The organism is Stenotrophomonas sp. ATCM1_4 (assembly GCF_004348115.1).
GTDB lineage: Bacteria > Pseudomonadota > Gammaproteobacteria > Xanthomonadales > Xanthomonadaceae > Stenotrophomonas > Stenotrophomonas capsici.
The window spans coordinates 869972-890379 of the sequence record NZ_QPFB01000001.1 but is presented as its reverse complement, the minus strand read 5'-3'; the positions used below and the strand labels follow the sequence as shown (position 1 = coordinate 890379).

Annotated in this window: 17 protein-coding genes and 2 tRNA genes; 10 read left to right on the top strand and 9 right to left on the bottom strand. The window is 67.3% G+C overall.

Annotation, left to right across the window (positions count from 1 at the left end):
* The first annotated feature begins 56 nt into the window (after window positions 1–56).
* The 4 genes from ATCM_RS04305 (at window position 57) to ATCM_RS04290 (ending at window position 4939) form a co-directional block, all read left to right on the top strand.
* Window positions 57–1181, top strand: a complete 1125-nt coding sequence (locus tag ATCM_RS04305; protein ID WP_132863018.1) for a homoserine O-acetyltransferase — start codon at window positions 57–59, stop codon at window positions 1179–1181.
* A 95-nt stretch (window positions 1182–1276) separates the two neighbouring features.
* Window positions 1277–2110 (top strand): DNA ligase, encoded by an 834-nt coding sequence (locus ATCM_RS04300; protein ID WP_207911773.1) that lies wholly within the window; start codon window positions 1277–1279, stop codon window positions 2108–2110.
* Window positions 2111–2240: 130 nt separating this feature from the next.
* Window positions 2241–2873 carry a DUF1294 domain-containing protein gene (locus tag ATCM_RS04295; RefSeq protein ID WP_132863017.1) on the top strand — a complete coding sequence of 211 codons (633 nt, stop codon included), beginning with the start codon at window positions 2241–2243 and terminating at the stop codon, window positions 2871–2873.
* Window positions 2874–2974: 101 nt separating this feature from the next.
* Complete coding sequence (locus tag ATCM_RS04290; RefSeq protein WP_243693951.1) at window positions 2975–4939, top strand: PEP/pyruvate-binding domain-containing protein; 1965 nt, start codon at window positions 2975–2977, stop codon at window positions 4937–4939.
* A gap of 62 nt (window positions 4940–5001) precedes the next feature.
* Here the strand turns inward: ATCM_RS04290 and cydC are convergent, their stop codons facing one another.
* Complete coding sequence (gene cydC / locus ATCM_RS04285) at window positions 5002–6681, bottom strand: thiol reductant ABC exporter subunit CydC (RefSeq protein ID WP_132863015.1); 1680 nt, start codon at window positions 6679–6681, stop codon at window positions 5002–5004.
* Window positions 6678–8381: a thiol reductant ABC exporter subunit CydD gene (gene cydD / locus ATCM_RS04280; RefSeq protein WP_243693950.1), complete on the bottom strand. Its 1704-nt coding sequence runs from the start codon at window positions 8379–8381 to the stop codon at window positions 6678–6680. The genes cydC and cydD overlap by 4 nt, the downstream gene beginning before the upstream one ends.
* A gap of 195 nt (window positions 8382–8576) precedes the next feature.
* On the opposite strand from cydD, the gene ATCM_RS04275 reads away from it, so the two are divergent.
* The 6 genes from ATCM_RS04275 to ATCM_RS04250 all read left to right on the top strand — a co-directional run bounded on the left by ATCM_RS04275 (window position 8577) and on the right by ATCM_RS04250 (window position 13134).
* Complete coding sequence (locus ATCM_RS04275; RefSeq protein WP_132863013.1) at window positions 8577–10160, top strand: cytochrome ubiquinol oxidase subunit I; 1584 nt, start codon at window positions 8577–8579, stop codon at window positions 10158–10160.
* A 15-nt stretch (window positions 10161–10175) separates the two neighbouring features.
* Window positions 10176–11327, top strand: a complete 1152-nt coding sequence (gene cydB, locus ATCM_RS04270) for a cytochrome d ubiquinol oxidase subunit II (protein ID WP_132863012.1) — start codon at window positions 10176–10178, stop codon at window positions 11325–11327.
* Between the two features lie 32 nt (window positions 11328–11359).
* A complete protein-coding gene (cydX, locus tag ATCM_RS04265) occupies window positions 11360–11470 on the top strand; it encodes a cytochrome bd-I oxidase subunit CydX (protein WP_132863011.1) in 111 nt (36 codons plus the stop codon).
* 60 nt (window positions 11471–11530) lie between these two features.
* Window positions 11531–11607: transfer RNA gene (locus ATCM_RS04260), tRNA-Pro, on the top strand.
* A 162-nt stretch (window positions 11608–11769) separates the two neighbouring features.
* Window positions 11770–11846, top strand: a tRNA-Pro gene (locus ATCM_RS04255).
* Between the two features lie 82 nt (window positions 11847–11928).
* Complete coding sequence (locus ATCM_RS04250; RefSeq protein WP_165931119.1) at window positions 11929–13134, top strand: MFS transporter; 1206 nt, start codon at window positions 11929–11931, stop codon at window positions 13132–13134.
* Window positions 13135–13153: 19 nt separating this feature from the next.
* On the opposite strand, the gene ATCM_RS04245 is transcribed toward ATCM_RS04250, so the two are convergent.
* From ATCM_RS04245 to ATCM_RS04215, 7 genes are all read right to left on the bottom strand, one after another.
* Complete coding sequence (locus tag ATCM_RS04245; protein WP_132863009.1) at window positions 13154–14410, bottom strand: glutamate-5-semialdehyde dehydrogenase; 1257 nt, start codon at window positions 14408–14410, stop codon at window positions 13154–13156.
* 27 nt (window positions 14411–14437) lie between these two features.
* The gene (gene proB / locus ATCM_RS04240; RefSeq protein WP_132863008.1) at window positions 14438–15586 is read right to left on the bottom strand and encodes a glutamate 5-kinase; all 1149 of its coding nucleotides are present in this window, start codon (window positions 15584–15586) and stop codon (window positions 14438–14440) included.
* A gap of 4 nt (window positions 15587–15590) precedes the next feature.
* The gene (locus tag ATCM_RS04235; RefSeq protein ID WP_132863007.1) at window positions 15591–15848 is read right to left on the bottom strand and encodes a YciI family protein; all 258 of its coding nucleotides are present in this window, start codon (window positions 15846–15848) and stop codon (window positions 15591–15593) included.
* A 291-nt stretch (window positions 15849–16139) separates the two neighbouring features.
* Complete coding sequence (locus ATCM_RS04230) at window positions 16140–17438, bottom strand: argininosuccinate lyase (RefSeq protein ID WP_132863006.1); 1299 nt, start codon at window positions 17436–17438, stop codon at window positions 16140–16142.
* A 74-nt stretch (window positions 17439–17512) separates the two neighbouring features.
* On the bottom strand, window positions 17513–18466 hold the full coding sequence (gene argC / locus ATCM_RS04225) for an N-acetyl-gamma-glutamyl-phosphate reductase (protein ID WP_132863005.1): 954 nt from the start codon (window positions 18464–18466) through the stop codon (window positions 17513–17515).
* The gene (locus tag ATCM_RS04220) at window positions 18463–19071 is read right to left on the bottom strand and encodes a GNAT family N-acetyltransferase (protein WP_132863004.1); all 609 of its coding nucleotides are present in this window, start codon (window positions 19069–19071) and stop codon (window positions 18463–18465) included. Before ATCM_RS04220 ends, argC begins: the two co-directional genes overlap by 4 nt.
* Before the next feature lie 4 nt (window positions 19072–19075).
* Window positions 19076–20404, bottom strand: a complete 1329-nt coding sequence (locus tag ATCM_RS04215) for an acetylglutamate kinase (protein WP_132863003.1) — start codon at window positions 20402–20404, stop codon at window positions 19076–19078.
* Window positions 20405–20408 lie beyond the last annotated feature (4 nt).

The following is a 20408-nucleotide window of genomic DNA, read 5'->3' as shown; positions in this document are numbered from 1 at the left end:
CCGCCGGTTATCTGGATGGGCATCGCCCATTTCCCCTGCCCCGTTAAAATTGGCCGATGACTGAATTCATCCCCGAAGGCAGCCGCTTTCACGCCCTCGCCTCGCCTTTCCCTATGAAGCGCGGCGGCGTGTTGCATGGCGCCCGCGTCGCTTACGAAACCTGGGGCATGCTCGATGCCCAGGCCAGCAATGCCATCCTGATCGTCACCGGGCTGTCACCCGATGCCCATGCCGCCAGCCATGCCGGCAACCCGGCGCCGGGCTGGTGGGAACCCATGCTTGGCCCCGGCAAGCCGATCGATACCAACCGCTGGTTCGTGGTCTGCGTCAATTCGCTGGGCAGTTGCAAGGGCTCCACCGGCCCCGCATCGCCGGACCCGGCGACCGGCCAGCCGTACCGGCTGAGCTTCCCGGAGCTGTCCATCGAGGATGTGGCCAATGCCGCCGCCGACGTGGTCAAGGCCCTGGGCATCACGCAGCTGGCCTGCCTGATCGGCAACTCCATGGGCGGCATGACCGCGCTGGCGCTGCTGTACCAGCACCCGGGCATCGCCCGCAGCCACATCAACATTTCCGGCAGCGCGCAGGCCCTTCCGTTCTCCATCGCCATTCGCTCGCTGCAGCGCGAGGCCATCCGCCTGGACCCGGCCTGGAACAACGGCGACTACGACGAGGAGCACTACCCCGAGTCGGGCATGCGCATGGCCCGCAAGCTGGGCGTGATCACCTACCGCTCGGCCTTGGAATGGGACGGTCGCTTTGGTCGCGTGCGACTGGATTCGGAGCTGGCCGACGAAGACCCGTTCGGCATGGAGTTCCAGGTCGAAAGCTACCTGGAAGGCCATGCGCGCCGCTTCGTGCGCCGCTTCGACCCCAACTGCTACCTCTACCTGGGCCGCTCGATGGATTGGTTCGACCTGGCCGAATACGCCGGCGGCGACGTGCTGGCCGGGCTGGCGAAGATCCACGTCGAGCGGGCGCTGGCCATCGGTGCCAACACCGACATCCTGTTCCCGGTCGAACAGCAGCAGCAGGTTGCCGACGGACTGCGTGCCGGCGGCGCCGACGCCCGCTTCATCGGCATGGACTCGCCCCAGGGCCACGATGCCTTCCTGGTCGACTACGACCGCTTCGGCCCCGCGGTAGGCGACTTCCTGCAGTCCCTGCCGACAACCGCCTGATCCCCGGGCCTACGCCACGCCCCGGGCGCGGCCGATGGCCTGATCACGGTGCCCCGAACACGCTGGCGACTCTTCCCCGAACGAGAGTCGCCACCATGGTGTCGCGCCTGTTGCTGTGCCTCCTGCTGTTGACCTGCGGCCCGCTGCACGCCGCCTCATCCCCCTTGATGTCCGCCAGCACCTGGCAGGACGGTCCCGACGTCACCCGCTTCTGGGTCAGCGAGAAGCTCGACGGTGTCCGCGCCCGCTGGGATGGTCGGCAACTCCGCACCCGCACCGGCAGCGTGATACCCGCGCCCGTCTGGTTCACCCGCGGTTGGCCGGTGCAGGTGATGGACGGCGAACTCTGGATCGCGCGCGAACGCTTCGATGCCACCAGCGCCATCGTCCGCAGCAATCCCGCCCGCGACGACGCATGGCGACAACTGCGTTTCATGGCCTTCGACCTTCCGGTGCAGCCAGGCACGTTCAGCCAGCGCCTGGCTGCATTACAGGGTGTTGTCGAACAAAGCGGCAACCCGCACCTGGCCCTGGTCGAGCAACGTCGCCTCGCCGACACGGACAGCCTGCACCGTCACCTGCGCAGCGTGGCGGCAGGCGGTGGCGAGGGATTGATGCTCCACCATGAAGACAATCCCTACCGCGACGGTCGCAGCAATGGGCTGTTCAAGCTCAAGTTGTTCGAGGATGCCGAAGCACGCGTGATCGGCTACGTTCCCGGCAAGGGCAAGTACACCGGCATGGTTGGCGCACTGTTGATGGAGATGCCGCAGGGGCTGCACTTCCGCTTGGGCAGCGGATTGAGTGACGCGCTGCGCCGCACCCCGCCACCGGTCGGCAGCCAGGTCACCTACCGCTACAACGGGCTGACACCCAACGGCCTGCCGCGCTTCCCCCGCTTCCTGCGGGTACGGCATGCCAACCAGTGATACCCCGGCCTGGAACAGGCGATGCCAGTTCCAGGCTGGACGCGCCCCCTGCGCGCGCCTGCCCCACCGGTCACTATCGCCGGCCGCGTGATTGGGCTCCAATACACCCCTCCGAACCACCACGCCGACGATGCGCTACCAGGGACGACTGCAGGATTGGAACGACGACAAGGGCTTCGGTTTCGTCACCCCCAACGGTGGCGGCGAACGCGCCTTCGTCCACATCAAGGCGTTCGACCAACGCGGGCAGCGCCCCTCCAACGGCGCGCTGATCAGCTACGCGGTGCGCAAGGATGAACGCAACCGCCTCAATGCCACCGCCGTGCGCCTGGCCGACACGGCGGGCGCCCGCGGCCGCAATATGCCCGCATCCAGGGGAAGATCCACCACGCCCGGCCGCCACGCACGCCACCTGCCACGTATCGCGCTGGGTCTTTCGGCCCTGCTGTCGCTCGCAGTGTGCGGGTGGCTGGAATGGATACCGGCATGGTCCGCGCTGGTCATCGTCAGCCTCAGCCTGGTCGCCCTGTTGCTGTACGCGCTGGACAAGGCCGCCGCGCAGCAGGGCCGCCGGCGCACCCCTGAAAACACCCTGCACCTGGTGTCACTACTGGGTGGCTGGCCCGGTGCGCTGATGGCGCAGGGGTTGTTCCACCACAAGCACCGCAAGCGGTCCTTCCAGGTCGCGTTCTGGCTGACCGTGCTCATCCATTGCGCGGTGCTCTACCTGCTGGCGTCCGGCCGCTTCACGCGCGTCCACTGAGCCGGCTCCCCGGCGCCATGCCATCGGAACGGGACCTCTTCACGGTGCCGTCGTATCATGGCCGCCGTTTGCCGCGTTCCACCGGACTCATGGACAGAGCCTTGCGCCCCCTTCTTCCCCGCCTGCGTGCCGGTCTGCTTGGCCTGGCCACGCTCACCGCGCTGTGCATTGCACCGGCGTCCGCGCAGACGGCACGCAAGCCTTCGTCCTACGAACATGCCCCACAGGCTCCCAGCGCCGCCTCACGGCAGGCACCGGACTTCCTGTCACGCATTGATGGCCGCGAGGACTTCATGCGCCTGGCCCGTGTCTACAACGTCGGCACGCCACTCGAGATTCCGCACCTGATCTTCGCGATCGATCGCCAGCAGGGCGATCGCATGTACTACATCAACACGCCGCGTTTCCCGCTGCACGAGACCTTCGTACGCCGCGAGAAGCTCATGCCCCAGCTGGACAAGGCCACGCTGGCAGCGCAGTACCGCGATCCTCGGCGGCGGTTCCTGTTCGGCACCCTCAGCTGGCAACGCGCCCTGCCCGGCTACGTGCATGAATTCTGGGAAGGCGACCAGCTCACGCCGGAACTGCTGCGGCTGGCCGACGCCCGTGTCCGTGCCACGTTCCAGGACGCGATCCGGTTCAAGAGCAACTCCACCCAGCAGGAACAGGCCGCCCGTGCCGCAGGCGTCGCGTTCATCACCCAGGAAGCGCTGCTGCGTGAGCAGGTCTTCCTGCCGTTGAACACCGGTCGCGCGCAGGGCCGCCTGCGCATCGTGCGTTCGGTGGAGCAGGCCGGCGAGCTGTCGCCGCAGGACATCGTGGTACTGGATGAGGTCCCCATCGCGCTGCCACCGGTAGCCGGGCTGATCACCCAACGTCCTTCCACCCTGCTCTCGCACGTCAACCTGCTGGCCAAGGGGTGGCGGATTCCCAATGCGTATGTCCGCGACGCACAGGCCGAGCTGCGCCGCCATGACGGCCAATGGGTGGAGCTGGAGGTCAGCAATACCAACTACAGCGTGCGCCCAGCCACGCGTCCGGCACGTGCGCCCGCCAGCACCGTGCAGCGCCCAACCGCCAGCCTGCCGCGACCGGACCTGTCGGTAAGTGCGCTCAAGCCATTGGCCGAACTGCGCCGGGGCGACAGCCGCCATTGCGGCGTGAAGGCCGCCAATCTCGGCACGCTCCGCGCCGCGCTGCCGCCCGATGCGCGTGTGCCGGACGGCTTCTGCATTCCGTTCTCGCGCTACCAGGCCTTCATGCAACGCCTGCGCATTCCTGAACGACTGGCCGCGTTGGAGCAAAGCCCGGGCTTCGCCAGCGACGCCTCACGCCGTCGCCAGGCGTTGACCGAGCTGCGCGAGGCCATCGTCAATGCGCCTGCGGACCCTGCGCTGGTCCAGCTCGTGCAGAGCCAATGGCAAGGCCAGTTGCGGAGCGCCGGCGTGTTCGTGCGCAGCTCGTCCAACTCCGAGGACCTGCCCGGCTTCAGCGGTGCCGGCCTGTACACGACCGTTCCCAACGTCGTGCGCGCCGATGCGTTGGTCAAGGCGGTGCAGACGGTGTGGGCGTCGGTCTACAACTTCGAAGCCTACGAAGCCCGGCGCGTGGCAGGGCTGGGGCAGGACGCGGTGGTCATGGCGGTATTGGTGCAGCAGGCCGTGCCTTCGGACAGCTCGGGCGTGATGATCACCCGCGATCCGTTCGATGCTGGCCGTCGCAACATCACCTACATCTCGGCCAAGCGCGGGCTGGGCATCCGCGTGGTGGAAGGCAAGCGCCAGGCCGAACAGGTGATGTATTCCAGCCGCTCGCGGGCGGTGCAGGTGCTCAGCCGTTCGGCCGAAGACACCCAGCTGGTCGCCGATCGCAATGGCGGCGTACGCGAGGTTGCCCTGCCCGCTTCACGCCAGGTGTTGAACGACGCATTGGTCGCGCGGCTTGCCGCCGTTGGCCGCAGAACCCGGCAAGCCCTGGGCGGCTCCGAGCAGGACATCGAGTGGGCGGTGGTCGGCAACGACATCCTGATCCTGCAATCGCGCCCTTACGTGGACGGTAGCCGGTAACCCAGGAGGGGTTGCCCTTTCGACGACCTGCCACAGCGCCAGCTTCGCCGCTGAAGTCGTTCCTATGGCGCGGGGCCCAACTCCAGCAACTGCCCCTGCTGCAGGCGGTACTCCCGGTGCACGACGCCTGGCGGCAGGCGGTCGTGCGTGATCATCAGCAGGCTGCGCGAACCCAGGGCCGCGGCCAGGTCCGTCAACAGCGCGTGCGCGGTGTCCACGTCCAGGCCTTCGGTGGGTTCATCGAGCACCATCAGCGGTGCATCGCGCAACAACGCGCGGGCCAGCGCCAGGCGTCGCGCCTGCCCGGCCGACATCGTCGCACCGTTCTCGCCGACCCATGCCAGCAACCCGCCCTGCTGGCGCGCCCATTCGCCCAAGCGGACCTGTTCCAGCACCTGCCACAGCGCGTCGTCGCTGGCATCCGGGCGGCCAAGGCGCAGGTTCTCGGCAATGCTGCCGGCGAACACCGGCGCGCCCTGCGGCAACCATGCGATCTGGCGATGCCAATCGTCCTGCGCGAACCGGCGCAGGTCCACGCCGCCGTAGCGCACACTGCCCTGCCCCGGGTCCCACAGCCGCAGCAGCAACGCCGACAACGTGGTCTTGCCGCTGCCGCTGTCGCCACGAATCGCCACGCGGTCTCCCGCTGCAAGGTGCAGGTCCACGCCGTCCAGCAGGCGCCGGCGCTCGCCAGGCCAAGCGAACACCACTTGCTCGAACACGACCGATGCATCACCGGCCGGCACCGGTGCCGGCGTCGCGGCCTCGGGCACCGACGGTGGCTGCTCGATGATCTGCTGCAGGCGTCCTCCGGCCACGCGTGCGGACTGCCACGCCTGCCAGGCGATGCCGCTGCCTGCAGCCACCTCCAGCAACGCCACCGTCATGAACACCAGCGCCGCCGCATAGGGCGCTTCTATCCTCCCGGCCTCGAAGGCGGACAGCGCCAGCCACAACATCGCCAGCAGGCCCAGCCCCGACAAGACGGCATGCAGGACGTTGCCGCCGATCAGGCGGCGACGGCGCCGCCGGTCACGATCGGCCACTTCGCGTGCGGCCGCATCGACACGTGCGATCCAGGCATCTCGCGCGTGCAGCGCGGTGAGGTCAGCAACACCTTCCAACCCTTCATAGGCGAGCGTGCGCAGGGTCGCACGGCTCTGCGCACGTTGCGCCTCGCCGGCATCCCCGCGTCGCACCGCCAGCAGCGGCACACCCACGCCCACCAGCACCGCCAGCACCAGCAACAACAATGCCGCCGGCCAGTAGATCAACGCGGCGGCGATGATCGCGGCCACGCACATGCCGGCCAGCGCCAGCAGCGGCCCCAGCGCGCGCACCACCCAACCGTCCATCTCGCCGATATCGGACATCAGCCGCGCCAGCAGTTCGCCGGTACGGCTGCTGCCCAAGCGTGCCGGCGCCAGCGGCAAGGCGCGCCGGAAGAACCACACGCGCAGGTCCCGGGCAATGCGCAGGGTGGCCTCGTGCCCGACCAGCTTCTCGAAGTAGCGCGACACGATCCGCGCCATCGTCAGCCCGCGGATCCCCGCCGATGGCGAGAAGAAGTTGAAGGTCGCGCCCATACCCAGCGCACCGGCCAGCGCCGCCCCGGTCAGGAAGCCGCCGGAAAGCCCCAACAGGCTCACCCCGGCCAGCATCGTGGTGAACAGCAGCACGATCGACAGCAACAACCACCCGCGCTGCCGGCCGAACACGCTTCGCATGTCATCGCCGCTCATGCACGCACCTCCAGCTGCTGCAGGTCGATGATCGCGTCGGCCCAGCGCATCGCCGCCTCGCTGTGGGTCGCCATCAACACCGTGCGCCCCCGCGTATGTGCAGCCAAGGCCTGCAGCAGGTCGGCCTCGGTCTGCGGATCAAGGAACGCAGTGGGCTCGTCGAGCAGGAGCAGGTCCGGCTCTCGCAACAGCAGCCGGGCCAGGCCGATGCGACGCGCCTCGCCGCCGGACAGGCCAAAGCCGCGCTCGCCGATCACCGTGTCCAGGCCCTGCGGCAGGTCCCGGGCAAACCGCATCACCTGCGCCACCTCCGCCACGGCCTGCAGCCGCGCGTCACTGACCGACGGGTCGGCCAGCCGCAGGTTGTCGGCGATCGAACCGTGGAAAAGGTACGGGCGCTGCCCGGCATAACCGACCCTGACCCCCTCACGCAGCACGATCCGGCCCTGGCGGGGCGGCAACCATCCCGCCAGCGCTTCCAGCACGGTGCTTTTGCCGCTGCCGCTGGGCCCGACCAGCGCCACGCGCTGGCCATCGGTGAGGGAGAGAGAGAAACCACGCAGCACATCCTGCGCACTGCCCTGCGGGCACAGTGTCGCGCCCTGCACCCGTAACAAGGGCGCATGTCGCTGGGCCGGTTCCTGCCCGGTGGACGCGGTGTCGGCCGGCCCCGGGGCAAGGCGGGTGTCCTCGGCCAGCAGCCGCTCCACTTCCGCTGCCGCCGCCAGCGCGTTGGCCCGGTCGTGGTAATGCGCGGCCAGCCGCCGCAACGGGGCGTAGAACTCCGGCGCCAGCAGCAGGCAGAACATGCCGGTACCCAGGGTCGGCACGCTGGCATGCAGCGACATCATCCCCAGGTAGCTCAGGCCCAGGTACAGGGCCACCATCGCCACGCTGACCGAGGCGAAGAACTCCAGCACGGTGGAGGACAGGAAGGCGATCCGCAGTACCTTCATGGTCCGCACGCGCACCCCGTTGGCGGCCTGCGCGATGCCCTGCAACTCGGCATCCCCGCGCCCGTACAGGCGCAGCAGGCCCAGCCCCTTGATGCGATCGGCGAAATGCCCGCTCATGCGCGCCAGCTCGCCGAGCTGGGCCCGGCCGGCGGCCTCGGCACCCCAGCCCACCAGCATCATGAAGAACGGCACCAGCGGTGCGGTGAACAGGAAGATCACCGCCACCACCCAATCCACCCAGGCCACCGCGACGGCTATCAGCAGCGGCACCACCACCACTTCCACCCGTACCGGCTGGAAGCCGGCGTAGTAGCCCTCGATGGCGTCACCGTGGGCCAGCAGCAGCTCGCCCAGCTCGCCGCTGCGCTGGCGTCGCTGCCACAGCGGGCCGCGTGCCATCAGCCGCCGGTAGACCTGCTCGCGCAGCGCCAGCCGCGCACTGTCGGCCACGTCTCCGGCGGCGGACTGGGTCAGGCCGCCCAGCAGGCTGCGCGCCACCAGCACCGCGGCCAGCAGGCCGAAAACGTGAACTGCCTGCACGATGGGCAAGCGCTCCACTACTATGCTCTGGATCAACCAGGCAATGGCCCCGGCCTGCACGATCAGCAACGCACCCGAAGCACACACGGACAGGGCCGCCAGCCGCTGCCGTGGGCGGGCCCCGGCGGCGAGGGAGGCCAGCCATTGCTGATGCTGGCGACGCTGCTGGCGCAACGCTTCGCCCGGATGTGGAACTTCGCTCAAGATTGGCAACTCTGGTGAAGGAAATCTGCCTGATTGTAAGCAAGCAGCACCCCGTCCGCCGGCAACCGCACCTTCGCGGTTGCGCACGACCGTCACATTGATCCAGATCAAGGCACGGCAATGCATGAACCCGGAGCATTCTGTCCATAGAACCCCCTCCAGCCCCATGACGCCCACCCACGAGGTAGATAGGCCATGATTGATCCAACAGTCGTAGAACTGTCGCGGTTGCAGTTCGCGCTGACCGCGATGTACCACTTCCTTTTCGTCCCGCTCACCCTGGGCCTGTCCTTCATGATCGCAATCATGGAGAGCGTCTATGTCATGACCGGCAAGGACGTCTGGCGCCGCATGACCCTGTTCTGGGGCGTGCTGTTCGGTATCAACTTCGCCATGGGCGTGGGTACCGGCATCGTCATGGAATTCCAGTTCGGCATGAACTGGTCCTACTACAGCCATTACGTCGGCGACATCTTCGGCGCGCCGCTGGCCATCGAAGGCCTGATGGCGTTCTTCCTGGAAGCCACCTTCATCGGCCTGTTCTTCTTCGGCTGGGGCCGCCTGTCCAAGGTGCAGCACCTGACCGTGACCTGGCTGATGGCGCTGGGCACCAACCTGTCGGCGCTGTGGATCCTGATCGCCAACGGCTGGATGCAGCACCCGGTGGGTGCCGTGTTCAACCCGGAAACGATGCGCATGGAAGTCGTGGACTTCATGGCCGTTCTGTTCAACCCGGTGGCACAGGCCAAGTTCGTGCACACCGTGTCGGCCGGCTACGTGACCGGCGCGGTGTTCGTGATGTCGATCAGCGCCTTCTTCCTGCTGCGCAACAAGCACCATGACGTCGCCCGCCGCTCGTTCGCGGTGGCGGCGGCCTTCGGCCTGCTGTCCTCGCTGTCGGTGGTGGTGCTGGGTGACGAAAGCGGCTACGCCGCCAACGAGCACCAGAAGATGAAGCTGGCCGCGATCGAAGCCATGTGGGAGACCGAGCGTGCCCCGGCCGACTTCACCGCCTTCGGCATCCCGAACCAGCAGACCCACCAGAACGACTACGCGGTCAAGATCCCGTATCTGATGGGCCTGATCGCCACCCGTTCGCTGGACAAGCCGATCCCGGGCATCCTGGAACTGGTCGAGCGCGCCGAGCACCGCATCCGCGGCGGCCAGCTGGCCTACGGTGCACTGGAGCGCATCCGCGCCAATAAGAACGACGTCGAAGCCCGTGAGATGTTCGACCGCCATTGGCAGGACCTGGGCCACGGCCTGCTGCTCAAGCGTTACCGCGAGGACATCCTCAACGCCACGCCGCAGGAGATCTCGCAGGCCGCGATGGACACGGTGCCGACGGTGGCCCCGCTGTTCTGGACCTTCCGCATCATGGCCGGCCTGGGTTTCTACCTGATCGCCTTCTTCGCGGTGGCCTTCTACTACTCCTGCCGCCACAACTTCCAGGACAAGCGCACCTTCCTGAAGATCGCGCTGTGGACGCTGCCGGCCCCGTGGATCGCCATCGAATGCGGTTGGTTCATCGCCGAGTACGGCCGCCAGCCGTGGGCCGTGGATGGCGTGCTGCCGACCTTCTACGCCGCCTCGGGCCTGGCCCTGCACCAGATCGTCATGACCCTGGCCGGCTTCACCGCGCTGTACACGGTGCTGATGATCATCGAGATCAAGCTGATGCTGAAGGCCATCCGCAAGGGCCCGGACGACATCCTGCCCTCGCTGCAGCCCTCGGCTGCTTCCAACAACGCCGCCTCGCCGGCCACGCGCCAGGCATAAGGCAGGAGAACACTCATGGATTTCATTCTTCTGGACTACACGACGCTACGCGTGATCTGGTGGCTGCTGCTGGGCGTGCTGCTGATCGGCTTCGCGGTGATGGATGGTTTTGACCTGGGCGTCGGCGCGCTGCTGCCGTTCGTGGCCAGGACCGACGAGGAACGCCGCCTGGTGATCAACACCATCGGCCCGGTATGGGAAGGCAACCAGGTGTGGCTGGTGCTCGGTGGCGGCGCGATCTTCGCCGCCTGGCCGCCGCTGTACGCGGTGAGCTTCTCCGGCTTCTACCTGGCGATGTTCGTCATCCTGTTCGCCCTGATCCTGCGCCCGGTCGGCTTCAAGTACCGTGGCAAGATGCCCAGCCAGCGCTGGCGCAACAACTGGGACTGGGCACTGTTCATCGGTGGCTTCGTCCCGGCGCTGATCATGGGCGTGGCCGTGGGCAACGTGCTGCTGGGCGTCCCCTACCACTTCGATGACAGCCAGCGCGTCTGGTACACGGGCACGTTCTTCGGCCTGCTGACCCCGTTCGCCCTGCTGGCCGGCCTGCTCAGCGTCGCCATGCTGGTCTCGCACGGTGCCGCCATGCTGGTGCTCAAGACCGACGGCCCGGTAGCCGATCGTTCGGCCCGCTTCGGCAGCATCGCCGCCATCGTCAGCTTCGTGCTGTTCGCCGCCGGCGGTGCCTGGGTCGCACTGGGCCTGCCGGGCTATACGGTCACCTCGCAGGTGATCAGCGATGGGGCCAGCAACCCGCTGTTGAAGACCGCCGAACTGACCGCCGCCGGTGGCTGGATGCACAACTACAGCGCCATGCCGGCCACGATCCTGGCACCGGTGGTGGGCCTGCTCGGTGCACTGGCCAGTGCGGTGCTGCTGCGCAAGCGCCGTGGCGGCCTGGCCTTCATCGCCTCGGGCCTGTCGATCGCCGGCATCATCTTCACCGTCGGCTTCGCCATCTTCCCGTTCCTGCTGCCCTCCTCCAGCCAGCCGGGCTCCAGCCTGACGCTGTGGGACGCATCGTCCAGCCATCTGACGCTGTGGATCATGCTGCTGGCCACGGTGATCTTCCTGCCGATCATCATCGGCTACACCACCTGGGTGTACCGCGTGCTGAAGGGCAAGACCACGCTGACGGAAATGGGTGAAAACCCGAACGCCTACTGATCCACATCCACGCTTTAGGAAGGAGACATCACATGTGGTATTTCGCCTGGATTCTGGGTGCTGGCCTTGCTTCGACCGTTGCGATCCTCAACGGCATGTGGTTCGAAGCACGCGAAGCGCGCAAGAGTGAAACAAAACGTTAAAAAAATGCGCTGAGGTATTGTCAGGAGCCCGGACTGAGCGTATCTTTCCGGGCTCCTTCACGGGGTGTAGCTCAGTCTGGTAGAGCGCTACGTTCGGGACGTAGAGGTCGCAGGTTCGAATCCTGTCTCCCCGACCAGAAGGTCGCATCGAAGCCTGGAAAACGGCGACGTTTTCCGGGCTTTTTTGTGGATGTACAAGCCGCCTTCGGGCGCACTGGAAGCAACCCTCCCGCGCGGTTGGCTTCCGGGGAAAACCACTTGCAAGACTGCGGGAACGCCGTTATCATAGGCGGCTCCTTCGGGGTGTAGCTCAGTCTGGTAGAGCGCTACGTTCGGGACGTAGAGGTCGCAGGTTCGAATCCTGTCTCCCCGACCAATTCAACAAAAGCCGGCCTCTGGCCGGCTTTTGTTTTAGGCGGGTTCCACACGGTGCCGGACCCGCCATGCCGGAGTTCGACATGTCTTCGCCCACCACCTCCCCCACCCCGGCCCCGCTGCTGCATGGCCGTCTGCTGGCGTTCGTCGCCATCGTGCTGGTTTCGGCCAACCTGCGCAGCGCGGTGACCTCGCTGACGCCCTTGCTGGACCGGCTGGGCCACGTCTTCGACTTCGGCAGCACCATGACCGGCGTGCTCGGCATGATGCCGACGGCCGCCTTCGCCGCCTTCGGCCTGGCGACGCCCCGCATCACCCGCGCCATCGGCCTGGAACGCACCGCCGTGCTGACCATGGTGCTGGCCACGCTGGGCCTGCTGCTGCGCGCCGCCTCCGGCAATATCGGCATGCTGATGCTGGGCTCGGCGATCGCGCTGGCCGGCATGGGCATGGGCAACGTGGTGGTCCCGCCACTGGTCAAGCGCTACTTCGCCGACCGCGTTGGTACGTTGAGCACGATCTACATCACCGTGCTGCAGGCCGGCACCATGATCCCCGCGCTGCTGGCGGTGCCGATGGCCGATGCCTTCGATTGGCGCATCTCGCTGGGCATGTGGTCGCTGCTGTCGCTGGCCGCCCTGCTGCCATGGATCCTGCTCGCCCGGCAGGCGCCCCGCGAAGCCGCCTCGGCAGCCACCGGCCACGCGCCGGGGCGTGTCTGGAAGACATCGCTGGGCTGGGGCATGGCACTGATGTTCGGCATGACCTCGCTGGGTACCTATTCCCTGTTCACCTGGCTACCGAAGGTGATGGTGGAAGCCGGCGCCAGCGAAGCCTTCGGTGGCGTGATGGTGGCGGTGTACTCGGCGATCGGCCTGGCCCCTTCGCTGCTGGTGCCTGCGCTGGCGGTGCGCCTGCGCAACCCGTTCCCGATCGCGGTGATGGTGTTCGTGCTGAACATGATCGCCTTCGCCGGCCTGCTCTGGGCCCCGATGAAGGCCCCGTGGCTGTGGGCAATCATCGCCGGCCTGGGCCCTTCCACGTTCCCGCTGGGCCTGACCCTGATCAACCTGCGCACCCGCACCCAGGCCGGCTCGGCCGCCCTGTCCGGCTTCATGCAGGGGGTGGGCTACAGCCTGGCCAGCCTTGGCCCGCTGCTGTTCGGCTGGCTGCACGGCGTCAGCGGTGGCTGGACCTGGTCGTTCGCCTTCCTCGCGCTTTGCTCGGTGGTGCTGACGACCGCCGCCTGGTTCGCCTGCAAGCCGCAGCAACTGGAAGACCGCTGGTAAGGCGCCCCCTCGGCGGGTATCAACCCAACGGGTGCCGTACCTGGCCCTCGCCCTGCACCACGAAACGCTCCACCGTGAGTGCTTCCAGGCCCATCGGGCCATAGGAATGCAGGCGCGTGGTGGAAATGCCGATTTCCGCGCCCAGCCCCAGCTCACCGCCGTCGGAGAAGCGTGAGGAGGCGTTGACCATCACCACCGCCGAGCGCAATGCCTGCACGAATGCCTGGCCGTGTGCGGGCGTACCGGTGGCGATCACCTCGGTATGGTCGGAGGTGTACTGCTGGATATGCGCGATGGCAGCCTGCAGGTCCGGCACGATGCGGATGGCCAGGATCAGGTCCAGGTACTCGGCGGCGTAGTCGTCTTCCGTGGCGGCCAGCACGTCCGGCAGCACCGCGCGGGTGGCCACATCCCCCCGCAGCTCCACCCCGCGCTCGCGCAACGCCTGCGCCGCCGCCGGCAGGAAGCGCGCGGCGATGGCTTCATGCACCAGCAGTGTTTCCAGCGAATTGCAGGCCGCCGGACGCGAGACCTTGCCATCGACCAGCAGGCCGATCGCCAGATCGATATCGGCACTGTCATCGACGAACAGATGGCACACGCCCTTGTAGTGCTTGATCACCGGCACCCGCGCATGCTCGGCGACGAAGCGGATCAGGCCCTCGCCACCGCGCGGGATGGCCAGGTCGATGACGTCGTTGAGCTGCAGCAGTTCCAGCATGGTTTCGCGGCGCAGGTCCTCGACCAGGGTCAGCGCCGCTTCCGCCAAGCCGGCCTCGCGCAGGGCGCGCCGGAGGCTGGCGGCGATGGCGGTGTTGGAATGGATCGCCTCCGAACCGCCACGCAGGATCACGCCGTTGCCGGCCTTGATGCACAGCGCCGCCGCATCGGCGGTCACGTTCGGGCGCGCCTCGTAGATCATCGCGATCACCCCCAGCGGCACGCGCACCTTCTGCACGCGGATGCCATTGGGGCGTACATAGTCGCGGGTGACCTCGCCCACCGGGTCCGGCAGCGCCGCCACCTCGCGCAGCGCATTGGCCACACCGGCCAGGCGTGACGGGTTCAACGCCAACCGATCGAGCATCGCAGTGCCCACGCCCTTGTCGCGCGCGGCCTGCAGGTCCTTGTCATTGGCCGCCAGGATGGCCGGGGCATCGGCCTCCAGTGCCGCCGCCATCGCCTGCAGCAGGTCGCCCCGGGCCTGCGTGGAGAGACGGCCCAGTTGCAGGGCGGCATCACGGCATTGCAGGGCCAGGGTGCGGATATCACTCATGACGGTTCCCGTGGTTGCGGGGCGAACTCACAGCACCACCATGTCATCACGGTGGACCACGTTGTCGCCGTAGTTGTAGCCAAGGATGGATTCGATCTCGCGCGTGTGGTGCTGGCTGATGCGGCGGATGTCCACCGCCGAATACTGGCTGACGCCGCGCGCGACCTTCTGCTGGCCCTGTACGTCGAACAGGCGTACCTCCACCATGTCGCCGCGCCGGAACTCACCTTCGGCGCCGAGCACGCCGCCGGGCAGCAGCGATGCACCTTTCTCGCGCAACGCACGCGCGGCACCGGCGTCGATCAGGATCGCACCCGGTTCCAGTGGCGCATGCCGCAGCCAGTACTTGCGTGCGGCGATGCGCGACTGCCCGGCGTGCAGGCGGGTACCGCGCAGCCGCCCCTGGGCCAGCCCACGCACCACGTCGCCATCCCGGCCGTTGAACAGGAAGGTATCGATCCCCGCCGCACCGGCCTTGGCCGCGGCCTGCAACTTGGTCTGCATGCCACCGGTCCCCACCGCGCTGCCGCTGCCACCGGCCATCGCCAGCACCTCCGGCGTCAGTTCCAGGACCTCGTTGATCGGCCGCGCATCGGGATTGCCGCGCGGGTCGGCGGTGTACAGGCCATCGATGTCGGTGGCGATGAACAAGGCATCGGCGTCCACCAGCGCGGCCACGATCGCGGCCAGATTGTCGTTGTCGCCCAGCTTCAGTTCATCCACCGAAACGGTGTCGTTCTCGTTGACCACCGGCAGCGCACCCAGCGCCAGCAACTCGGTGAGTGCGGCGCGCGCGTTGAGATAGCGCCGGCGGTTGCGCAGGTCGTCGTGGGTCAGCAGCACCTGCGCCACCGGCCGTTCGAAGAAGCGCTGCCACAGCGCGATCAGCTGCGCCTGGCCCAACGCGGCCAGCGCCTGCCGTGCCGCCATCGCCGCACCGGCTTCTGCCGCCTTCGGCACGATGGCGCGCCCGGCCGCCACCGCGCCGGAGGACACGATCACCACCTCACGCCCGACCAGCACATTGGCCGAGACGAACTGCGCCAAGCCCAGCGCGAAGCGTGGCGTCAGCCCGCCGCCGTCGGCGGCGAGCAGGCTGCTGCCGACCTTGAGCACGGCCCGGCGCCACTGCGGCAGCGCTTGTTCGGTGAACGGTGAAAGTGAAGTCTGGATCATGGGATCAACGTGTATTCCACTCGTGGATGATCAGCTCGGAACTGCCGTGGAGGGCCAACGGATCGGCGGCGACGACGGCCTTGGCGGCCTCCAGAGTTTCGATGTTCTTCAAGACATAGGCGCCGCCGGTGCCATCGCTGAAGCCGCCGGTCAAGTACAGCTGGTCTTTCGCGTCGAGTGCGTTGAGGAAAGCGATGTGGGGGGCAATCACTGCATCGTCAAATGACGGCTTGCGCATTGCCAGTACGAGGTAGAGCTTCATTGCGTTCTCCTTTAGCTGCGCATGACACCACGACGAAAGCGAAGATGACACGATTGCTTTCGCTTGGAACTTGCTTTGGCTTTGGCTTTGGCTTTGGCTGTTGCTTTGGCTGTCCCTTCTCCCGCCTGCGGGAGAAGGTGCCCGGAGGGCGGATGAGGGAGGCTTTGGACGTTGCCCAGCCAGGAGCTTCCCCTCACCCCAACCCCTCTTCCGCAGGCGGGAGAGGGGCTTAAGCCGCAACCGGAGCCAGGACCAAACCAACACGGGCGCCCTTCGACGCCCGTGTCCACCTCAGCCCAGCAGCGCCGCCAGGCGTGCGTTGAGCTCGTCCAGACGCAGGTCCGCCGCCGCGCCGGGCGACACGCGCGCGGCCAGGCTGCCTTCGGGGGTACGCCCCTGCCCCGCCGTTTCCGACGCCGCCGCCGCGGCCTTGTAGGCATCGCGGAACGGCACGCCGGCCACGGCCGCTTCCACTGCCACGTCGGTGGCATACATGCCCGAATCAATGGCCGCACGGATGTGATCGTCCCGCCAGTCCAGGTTGGACAACAACGCCGGCAGCAGTTCCAGCGCCGCCAGGCCACGACCAAAGCCGTGCACGATCGCGCCCTTGGAGTTCTGCAGGTCGCGCTGGTAACCGGACGGCAGCGACAGCAACTGCTCGATCTCGGTGCGCGCAGCGGCGACGCTGGCGTGGGTGGCGCGCATCAGCTCGATCACGTCCGGGTTGCGCTTGTTCGGCATGATCGAGCTGCCGGTGGTGTACTGCGCCGGCAGCGCCACGAAGGCGAACTCGCCGGTGGTGAACAGCGACAGGTCCCAGGCGATGCGGCGCAGGTCCAGCGTGGCCCCACCCAAGGCTTCCAGTGCAGCCAGCTCGAATTTGCCGCGCGAGAGCTGGGCGTAGATCGGGCTGATCTGCATGCGTGCGAACTGCAGCGCCTGCGTGGTGTGGGCACGGTCCAGCGGCAGGTTGACGCCGTAGCCGGCCGCGGTACCCAGCGGGTTGGTGTCGATCAATGCGCGGGTATCGCGGGCGCGCACCGCGTTGTCGATGAACGCCTCGGCCCAGCCGGCCCACCACATGCCCGCCGAGGACACCACGGCGCGCTGGATGTGGGTGTAGCCCGGCAGCGGCTGCTGCTGTTCGGCGGCAGCGCGGTCCAGCGCCACCCGCGCGACCTCGATGCTGATCTGCGCCACGCGCGCCAGCTTCTCCTTCAACCACAGGCGCGTGGCCACCAGGATCTGGTCGTTGCGGCTGCGGCCGGTGTGGATCTTGCGGCCGGCATCACCCAGGCGTTCGGTCAGGCGGGCCTCGATCGCCGAGTGGCAATCCTCGTACTGCTCGTCGAGCACGAACGCGCCGCTGCGGAAGTCCTCGGCCAGCGTCGTCAGTTCGCGCGTGAGCGCGGCCAGCTCGTCGGCGCTGAGGATGCCGATGTGCTGCAGGCCTTCGGCATGCGCCGCGCTGGCCTGGATATCGTGCAGGAAGAACTCGCGATCGAGGATGACGTCGTCGCCGGCCAGGAAGGTCTGGATCTTCGCGTCGACCGCGACGCCGGGTTTCTGCCAGAGCAGGTTGGTCATGGTGGTTTCTCGGAATCGAAAAGGTTTGCTATGGCTGTCTGCAGGAGCGGCCTTGGCCGCGCCTGCGAAGCTCGTCACTGCGGGATGGCGGTCAGCTCGTCCAGGCCCAGCGCGCGGTTGAGGTTCTGCAGCGCCTGGGTCGCCGCGCCCTTGAGCAGGTTGTCGATGGTCGCCACCACCACCACGCGCTTGTTGTCCGGCGCCATCGTGAAGCCGCCGATCTGCACGCCATGGGTGCCGGCGATGCGGCTCACCCATGGCGCCTCATCCACGACTTCCACCAACGGCTCGCCGGCGTAGCGCTGCGTGTACAGGGCGACGATCTCCTCGCGCTTGAACGGCTGTTGCAGCCACAGGTTCACGGTCATGGTGATGCCACGGAAATACGGCGCCACGTGCGGCATGAACTCCACCGGCACACCGAGCTGGGTCGACACCTCGCGCTCGTGCACGTGGTTGGTCAACGCATACGGCATCAGGTTGTCGCGCAGCAGCTCGGGGTTGTTCTTGTCCGAGGGCGTGGTGCCGGCACCGGACCAGCCCGACACGCCGAAGCACGTCGGCGGCCCGGCCAGCTGCGACAGCAGCGGCGCGATCGCCAGCTGCATCGCGGTGGCATAGCAGCCCGGGTTGCTGATCCGCTTCTGCCCGTCGTAACGGTTGCGGGTCAGCTCCGGCAGGCCGTAGTACCAGTTGTTGTCGAAGCGATAGTCCGCCGACAGGTCGACGATCACCGTGTCCGGCCTGGCTGCATCCAACGCGGCCACGAACGGCTCGGCCTTGCCGTTCGGCAACGCCAGCACCACCGCGTCCACGCCCTTGGCGGCGACTGCGTCGGCGTCCAGGCTCTCGTAGCGCAGTTCACCGGTGTAGGCGTCGTTGTGCTCGGCCACGCGCTGCCCGGCCAGCTCGCGCGAGGACACGAACGCCAGTTCGATGTCCGGGTGCCCGGCCACCAGCTTGATCAGTTCGGTGCCGGTGTAGCCACGCGCGCCGACGATGCCGAGGGAGAATTTCTTGTCAGTCATGAATGCGAATCCAGCAGGAACTGCAGGTGGGCTTTCACCGCCGGCCATTCCGTATCGATGATGGAGAACACCACGGTATCGCGACGCGACCCGTCCGAATGGCGCTTGTGGCTGCGCAGCACGCCGTCCTGCTTCGCGCCCAGGCGGGCGATGGCCCGACGCGAGTTCTGGTTGAACCAGCTGGTCTCGAAGCCCACGCTGATGCAGCCCATCACCTGGAAGGCATGCTGCAGCAACAGCAGCTTGGCCTCGGTGTTGAGGCCGGTGCGCTGCACGCGCGGGTTGTACCAGGTGTAGCCGATGTTCAGGCGCGGCACGTCCGCTTCCAGCGCGTAGAAGCGGGTGCTGCCCACCACCTCACCGGCGGCGTCCTTGACCACGAAGGCCAGCACCTTGCCCTGCGCCTGCACGTCCAGGGCGGCATCGACGTAGCCCTGCACCGCTTCGGGTGCCGGCACATTGGTGTACCAGCAGCGCGACAGTTCACCGTCGCCCAGGGCAAGCTCCAATGCCGGCACGTGCGCCCGCTGCAACGGCTGCAGCCATGCATGCCGGCCCTTCAGTTCCGGTGGCGTATTCCAGAGGGTGTCCGAACCGATCCGCATCGCATCAATCCTGCAGGCTCGCCTTGCGCTCACCGCAATGCTTCACGTAGCCCTTGATGGCCTCGAAGTCATCGGCGCCGAACCAGAACACCTTCCAATGCCCCTGCTTGTAGCAGCCGTCGGATTCGGCGTAGTAGAAATGGTTGACCGGATTGCCGTTGCGCGAGCGCCAGAACAGCTGCGGGGTTTCCTCCAGCATCACGTTCCAGACCGCGCGGCCCAGGCCTTCGCCCTGTGCGTCGTCCAGCACCGCGAACTTGTCCAGGTACACGCCTTCGGCCTCATCGGTGAGGATCACCGCGGTGCGGTAGTTCTCGCTGACATAGGCGCGCAACAGCCGGGTCTTCTCGAAGTAGTCCGGCACCAGCCTGCGACCGAAGCTGGATTCGATCAGCGTCTTCAAACGCGCCGTATCCAGCTCGCTCCACGACGTTGCCTTGAGCACCTTCTCGCCCCGACGCACCAGCGTGCCCGAGCCCTTGTGCGTGAACAGCTCCTTGGCCAGGTCGGCCGGGCGCGTGATCGACACCGACGACTCCTCCGGCAACTTGTCCAGCAGATCCTTGATCTGCTCGATCTTGACCCGCATGCCGCCATGGATCCACGGCTGTGCCATCAGCTGGTCGTACTCGGTGGACAGATTGATCGAGGAGATCAGCGTGCCCTCCTCGTCCAGCAGCCCCCCGGTGCCGGTCAGGAAGATGATCTTGTACGGCTGCAATTCCTGCACCAGCTCATTGGCGGCGAAGTCGGCGTTGACGTTGAGGATCTGCCCGCTCGGGGTTTCGCCGAGGCTGGTGATCACTGGGATCGAACCGGCGCGCAGGCTGGCTTCGATCGGCGCCAGGTTGACCTTCTTCACCTCGCCGACCAGGCCGTAGGTGTCCGGATCCAGGTACTGCGCCTCGAATACGCCACCGGTGATCGAGGTGGCACGCGCACCGTTCTGCTGCAGCGCCTCGACCAGCTTGAGGTTGGACTGCTGGAACACCTTGCGCACGATCGCCAGCGCTTCGGGCGTGGTCACGCGCAGGCCGTTGATGGTCTGCTTCTCGATGCCGGCCGCCGACAGTTCGGCGTCCAGCTGCGGGCCGGCGCCGTGCAGCACGATCGGGGTCAGGCCCACTTCCTGCAGGAACGACAGCGAGGAGGTCAGCGCCTCCAGGTCGTCGCGCAGCACCGCGCCGCCGACCTTGACCACGGCGAAGCGCTTGGCGTCCAGCTGCGAGAAACGCTTCAGGTACTGGCTGATCTCCTTCGCGCTGGCCATGCTCGAAAGCAGGCGGACGATGGTCTGGCGGGTCTGGCGATGGGGTTGCATGGCAGGGGACATTGCT

What these genes read in the sequence shown, in the direction of transcription:
- argC (WP_132863005.1), bottom strand. Translation starts at nt 18,466, where the DNA reads ATGACTGACAAGAAATTCTCCCTCGGCATCGTCGGCGCGCGTGGCTAC.
- ATCM_RS04245 (WP_132863009.1), bottom strand. Translation starts at nt 14,410, where the DNA reads ATGAGTGATATCCGCACCCTGGCCCTGCAATGCCGTGATGCCGCCCTG.
- ATCM_RS04305 (WP_132863018.1), top strand. Translation starts at nt 57, where the DNA reads ATGACTGAATTCATCCCCGAAGGCAGCCGCTTTCACGCCCTCGCCTCG.
- ATCM_RS04235 (WP_132863007.1), bottom strand. Translation starts at nt 15,848, where the DNA reads ATGAAGCTCTACCTCGTACTGGCAATGCGCAAGCCGTCATTTGACGAT.
- cydX (WP_132863011.1), top strand. Translation starts at nt 11,360, where the DNA reads ATGTGGTATTTCGCCTGGATTCTGGGTGCTGGCCTTGCTTCGACCGTT.
- ATCM_RS04250 (WP_165931119.1), top strand. Translation starts at nt 11,929, where the DNA reads ATGTCTTCGCCCACCACCTCCCCCACCCCGGCCCCGCTGCTGCATGGC.
- ATCM_RS04295 (WP_132863017.1), top strand. Translation starts at nt 2,241, where the DNA reads ATGCGCTACCAGGGACGACTGCAGGATTGGAACGACGACAAGGGCTTC.
- proB (WP_132863008.1), bottom strand. Translation starts at nt 15,586, where the DNA reads ATGATCCAGACTTCACTTTCACCGTTCACCGAACAAGCGCTGCCGCAG.
- ATCM_RS04220 (WP_132863004.1), bottom strand. Translation starts at nt 19,071, where the DNA reads ATGCGGATCGGTTCGGACACCCTCTGGAATACGCCACCGGAACTGAAG.
- ATCM_RS04230 (WP_132863006.1), bottom strand. Translation starts at nt 17,438, where the DNA reads ATGACCAACCTGCTCTGGCAGAAACCCGGCGTCGCGGTCGACGCGAAG.
- cydB (WP_132863012.1), top strand. Translation starts at nt 10,176, where the DNA reads ATGGATTTCATTCTTCTGGACTACACGACGCTACGCGTGATCTGGTGG.
- ATCM_RS04215 (WP_132863003.1), bottom strand. Translation starts at nt 20,404, where the DNA reads ATGTCCCCTGCCATGCAACCCCATCGCCAGACCCGCCAGACCATCGTC.
- ATCM_RS04300 (WP_207911773.1), top strand. Translation starts at nt 1,277, where the DNA reads ATGGTGTCGCGCCTGTTGCTGTGCCTCCTGCTGTTGACCTGCGGCCCG.
- cydC (WP_132863015.1), bottom strand. Translation starts at nt 6,681, where the DNA reads ATGAGCGGCGATGACATGCGAAGCGTGTTCGGCCGGCAGCGCGGGTGG.
- ATCM_RS04275 (WP_132863013.1), top strand. Translation starts at nt 8,577, where the DNA reads ATGATTGATCCAACAGTCGTAGAACTGTCGCGGTTGCAGTTCGCGCTG.